The sequence below is a fragment of the bacterium genome (assembly GCA_040757115.1).
Lineage (GTDB): Bacteria > UBA9089 > CG2-30-40-21 > CG2-30-40-21 > SBAY01 > JBFLXS01.
In genome coordinates, this window is the sequence record JBFLYA010000047.1 from 1 (window position 1) to 4687 (window position 4687).

Annotated in this window: 5 protein-coding genes; 1 reads left to right on the plus strand and 4 read right to left on the minus strand. The window is 41.0% G+C overall.

All coding sequences use genetic code 11. The annotated features are described in order from the left end of the window. Positions 1 to 349: 349 nt before the first annotated feature. Entirely contained in the window at positions 350 to 796 is a 447-nt protein-coding gene (locus AB1422_05750) for a cupin domain-containing protein (protein MEW6618835.1), read from the plus strand. An 862-nt stretch (positions 797 to 1658) separates the two neighbouring features. Here AB1422_05750 and AB1422_05755 read toward each other — a convergent pair. From AB1422_05755 to AB1422_05770, 4 genes are all read right to left on the minus strand, one after another. Continuing rightward, positions 1659 to 2372, minus strand: coding sequence for a glycosyltransferase family 2 protein (locus AB1422_05755; GenBank protein ID MEW6618836.1), 714 nt, complete (start codon positions 2370 to 2372; stop codon positions 1659 to 1661). Between the two features lie 18 nt (positions 2373 to 2390). Further along, the gene (locus tag AB1422_05760) at positions 2391 to 3491 is read right to left on the minus strand and encodes a DegT/DnrJ/EryC1/StrS family aminotransferase (GenBank protein ID MEW6618837.1); all 1101 of its coding nucleotides are present in this window, start codon (positions 3489 to 3491) and stop codon (positions 2391 to 2393) included. Positions 3492 to 3610: 119 nt separating this feature from the next. Then, positions 3611 to 3739: a hypothetical protein gene (locus tag AB1422_05765; protein MEW6618838.1), complete on the minus strand. Its 129-nt coding sequence runs from the start codon at positions 3737 to 3739 to the stop codon at positions 3611 to 3613. 270 nt (positions 3740 to 4009) lie between these two features. Beyond that, positions 4010 to 4687, minus strand: a 678-nt coding sequence (locus AB1422_05770; protein ID MEW6618839.1) for a hypothetical protein, incomplete at its 5' end; no start/stop codon positions are given.

A 4687-nucleotide genomic window follows, 5' to 3' on the forward strand; every position in this document is an offset into this window, starting at 1 on the left:
CCCTGCGTTGCAGTTGACGGCGGGGGACTGTGCGGTGGTCAGAGTTTTGTGGTCTCTCAAAGTTTTGTCTCGGTCAGGTCAGGGGTCACATCTTGAATTGTGAATTAAGAAAAAAGGATATTTTAGGATCAACCGTGAATGAATAATTCGGTGAGGCAGAGGAAAAGGAAAAGACAGCGAATCAGGGCTTTTGTCTAACCCTGCGTTGCAGTTGACGGCGGGGGACTGTGCGGTGGTCAGAGTTTTGTGGTCTCTCAAAGTTTTGTCTTGCTATCAAACTTTTGTGGTAATTCTCCCCGCCGCACCTGAACTTTGTCGTTAGGTGGAGGATTGCAACTGGAGGTGTTCAGTGTCCAATACGCCTGCATTGCTTGTTACTAAAGATGCCGTTAAGCGTGATTCAGCACTCCAAACGGGGTCCCGCGGTGCCCGCAAACTGCTGGTCACCGATCTTTACGCTGCAAAGGAACGTGAATCAACAAGTGTCGAATGGTTGCCGCCAACTGAAGGCGAGAAGTGCCCTGTGCAGGTAATGGTTGATGCAGAGGTTGCGGTCTTCAATCAACGTGCAACTCAAGATCGCCACTACCACAAAAGAGGCACAGAAATTTACATGGTTCTTGAAGGCACAATGGTCATAAATGTTGGTGAACACGACTATTTGGTGTCGCATGGTGATATGATTGTGGTGAATCCCAATGCGATTCACGAGGTAAAACCCGAAGAAACTGAATTTCTTTGTTGTGTTGTTACGCTGAATTGCGGTGGTGCTTCGGATAAATTTGTTGTCACCTAACAAGCCGTTGCAGTTGACGGCGGGAATCTGTGGTTTTATGAATGTTTTTGGGGGTGTGGCAGGTTTTGGTGTATTGGACGTTTTTCGGCAAATCCCCGCCGCAACTGAACTTGGTCGTTATACCTTGCCTACGCAGGGGAAAGGAGGAACATAAAGCAATATCGTAGCTCACCAATAGAAAAGTTAAATAGGGCTTCACGAAATTAAATAAAGTGATTCAGTTCTCCAAACAGTTAGAGCTCCTACGGAGCTAAAAGAGATGTCCTATAAAAAGACAAAATTCAGCAGGGTAGAGTTACTCTGTTTGGAGAGAGAGAGCTTTCACGAAATTCAGAGGTTTAAAAAATTGCGACCTGTATGGTTAGAAATTACAAGCAATGCAACCGTTTCGGTGTAAAGAAGGGGAATAAGGAGATAAAGAAGGATATGGAGATGGAAAAATATCAAGAAAATTTACTTGTTGAGGCAGTAATTTAATGTATCATACCGTAATCTCCCTATCCCCCTATCTCTCTATCTCCTTTTCTTACATCAACTAACGCTTGCGGATAATTCTCGAACTGCTAACCGTACAGGTCGAAAATTTTACCTATTACTTAAAATTTGGGAAGTTAGAGATTAACACTAACTATCTCTTTTTGTTATTCAGGTGCATTCGTGTTCACCCCGTTAGATAGTAAAATATCTCACGGGGGTCATTCAAGATTATATATTCTCTCTGTGTTCTCTGTGACTCTGTGGCTATATATCCCTCAACGGTTACAATTTTCAGCCCTCAACCTTGAGCCTAATTACGGACCCGGATACTGGAGACGATTTACGAATTTTCAGTGTTTCATCTGTGGCTGAATAGTTATGTTTTTTATTTTTTAATTCCCAGCCAGAGGCAAAATAGAGGTTTTAGAATTCGCCACCAATCCCTGAAAGGTACCATCTTGGTCGTTCCTTTTTGGGGATATATTTTAGTCACCGGGACTTCTTTCCATTTATAACCACATTTAATCACTTTGTAATAAAGATATGGTTCCAATTCATAACTATTGAGCCAATCCTGCCAGAGGTTTATTCGTTTGTCATTAAACAGGCTTGTCTTAAATGCTCGAAATCCATTGGTGCTTTCAGTTAATCTGGCTCCGACCAGAATGGAGAAAATTAGTGGATGAAGTTTCGTTGCCAGAATTCTATAAAAAGGCATATTACCGTAATAGCCACCTTTTAAAAATCGCGACCCCTGAATAAAATCATATCCTTCATTTATTATTGGGTCTATTAGCCTTGATATTTCTTGAGGATTATCCTTATCATTTCCTGCCATAATCACAATTATATCATATTTATTTTCTATAGCATAATCAATGGCTGTTCTTATCCCTGCCCCTACCCCCTTTCGTTCTTTATGAGTTATCACGACTGCCTCTTCTGATTCTGCTTCCTTTCTGGTATTATCTGTTGAATAATCATCGACAACTAATATTAAATCAACCAGATTCTTTGGAATCTTTTTAACTACATTTCCAATTTTTCCTTCTTCATTAAAGGCAATTGGTGATGCTATAATCTTTAATTTATCCTTCATAATAAATTTCCTCCTTTCTTACTGTCCAAACTCCTTTATGGAATTTACCACCATCTCTATTTGTTCCACAGTCAACTCAGGAAACATTGGTAGAGATAGAATCTCATTTGCATATTTTTCAGTAATAGGAAATGTGCCTATTTTATATTCTAAATCTTCATAAGCCTTCTGAAGATGAATAGGTATAGGATAGTGAATACCTACAGAAATGCCTTTATCTGCGAGGTATTTTTGTAATTCATCTCTTTGTTTTGTTCTGATAACATAGAGATGATAGATATGTTTAGCATACGGAGCTTTTGTGGGTGTAATCACCTCTGTGCCACCAAGCAATTCGGAATACTTCTGGGCATGCTGAATTCTCAGGTTATTCCATTTTTCAAGGTATTTCAGTTTAACCCGAAGAATAGCGGCTTGCATTGTATCCAACCGACTATTAAATCCCTTGAATAGGTGATGATATTTGACCTTCTGTCCATAATCTCTAAGCATTTTTACTTTTTCAGCCAACTGTGCATTATTTGTTACTACCAGACCTCCATCACCATAAGCACCTAAGTTTTTACCCGGGTAAAAACTAAAGGCACCAATATCACCTATCGCACCTACTTTTCTTCCCTTATATTCGGCTAAATGTGCCTGGCAGGCATCTTCAATAATCCAGAGATTGTATTTTTTAGCAAGATTAGTCAAACCATCCATATCTACCGGCTGTCCATACAAATGAACTGGCATAATAGCCTTTGTTCTGCGTGTAATACATTCTTCAATCTTTGATAAATCTATGTTGTAGGTCAAAGAGTCTATATCGACAAGAACAGGTTTTGCTCCCGCCTGTGATACCGCTAATGGAGTAGCAATAAAGGTATTAGCCGGGAGAATCACTTCATCTCCTTTCTCTATGCCACATGCCAATAGGGCTAAATGCAAGGCATCTGTGCCTGAAGCGACACCAATGCCATATTTAGCCTCACACAAACAAGCAAATTCTTCCTCAAAGAGTTTTACCTCCTCTCCTAAAATAAAATTAGCCTGCTCCATTACCCTTATTACGGCCTCTTTAACCTCTTGTTCAATTGATTGATACTGGGATTTAAGGTCAACAAACGGTATCTTCATAATTTCTCCTAAAAATCGGGACTCGGGACTCGGGGTTCGGGACTCGGGAAGGCTGGTAGCCGCAGGCTTCAACCTGATTTCACCTGAACCATTAAACCATCAAACCATCAAACCCATTTTCATCTTTCTTTGTGCCCACTCCCTGTGGGCATGAGCGTTTCTCCTGAAAATAGGAAGTAGAGAGTAGAAAGTAGAGAGTAGAAAGTAAAGAAAACATTACTCCTCACGCCTATCTCCTTACCTTCCACCTTCTATTTCCTACCACTATTTTCATCCTCCTTTGTGTCCACCCTGTGGACAGGGCCGTTTCTCCTGAAAATAGGAAGTAGAGAGTAGAAAGTAGAAAGTAAAGAAAATACCACTCCTCACGCTTATCTCCCTATCTCCCACCTTCTATCTCCTACCTACTATTTTCATCGTCATTTGTGCCCTGCAGGGGCATAAACGTTTCTCCTATAAATTGAAGGAACCTTCGGGGTCAGACCTTGAAAACACAAGGTCTGACCCCATTAATTGACTTATGGCGTAAAATTGAAAGATTTGATGTCACTGATTAGATGGTCACCCGTAATGTAATCTAAAAACCTGCCGCCTACCTCATAATTCCCTGCTGGTTCACTACCACTAAAGGTGTAGCCAGAAATAAGAGAAACTGATGTATTCAGGTTAGCAGGTAAGGTGACAGAATAGAGATTAATTAGGCTTATTAAGGTGTTATCCGGGAATTTCACCCAACATTTAGCATCTACTTTAACTTCCTCACTACCATTAGTTACGGTAGCGGTAGCATATAATTTATCGTTAGTCGTAAAGGTAGTATCATTTAAGGTGATGTTGATGTTGATATTTGGTCCCTCTGATGCTAACCGAATAAGATAGACATTATAGTTGCCTGCGCCGTAGGACTCGGTAAATCCTGCGATGATATATCCGCCATCTGTGGTCTGCTGCACGGAATTGCCCATATCACCATTACTTCCGCCGTAAGTCTTAGCCCAGAGCTGATTACCACTGCTATCTGTCTTGATAAGATAGACATCATTGGAGCCTGCACCGTAGGAGTTGGTCCATCCTGCGATGATATATCCGCCATCTGTGGTCTGCTGCACGGAATTGCCCATATCACCATTACTTCCGCCGTAAGTCTTAGCCCAGAGCTGATTACCACTGCTATCTGTCTTGATAAGATAGACATC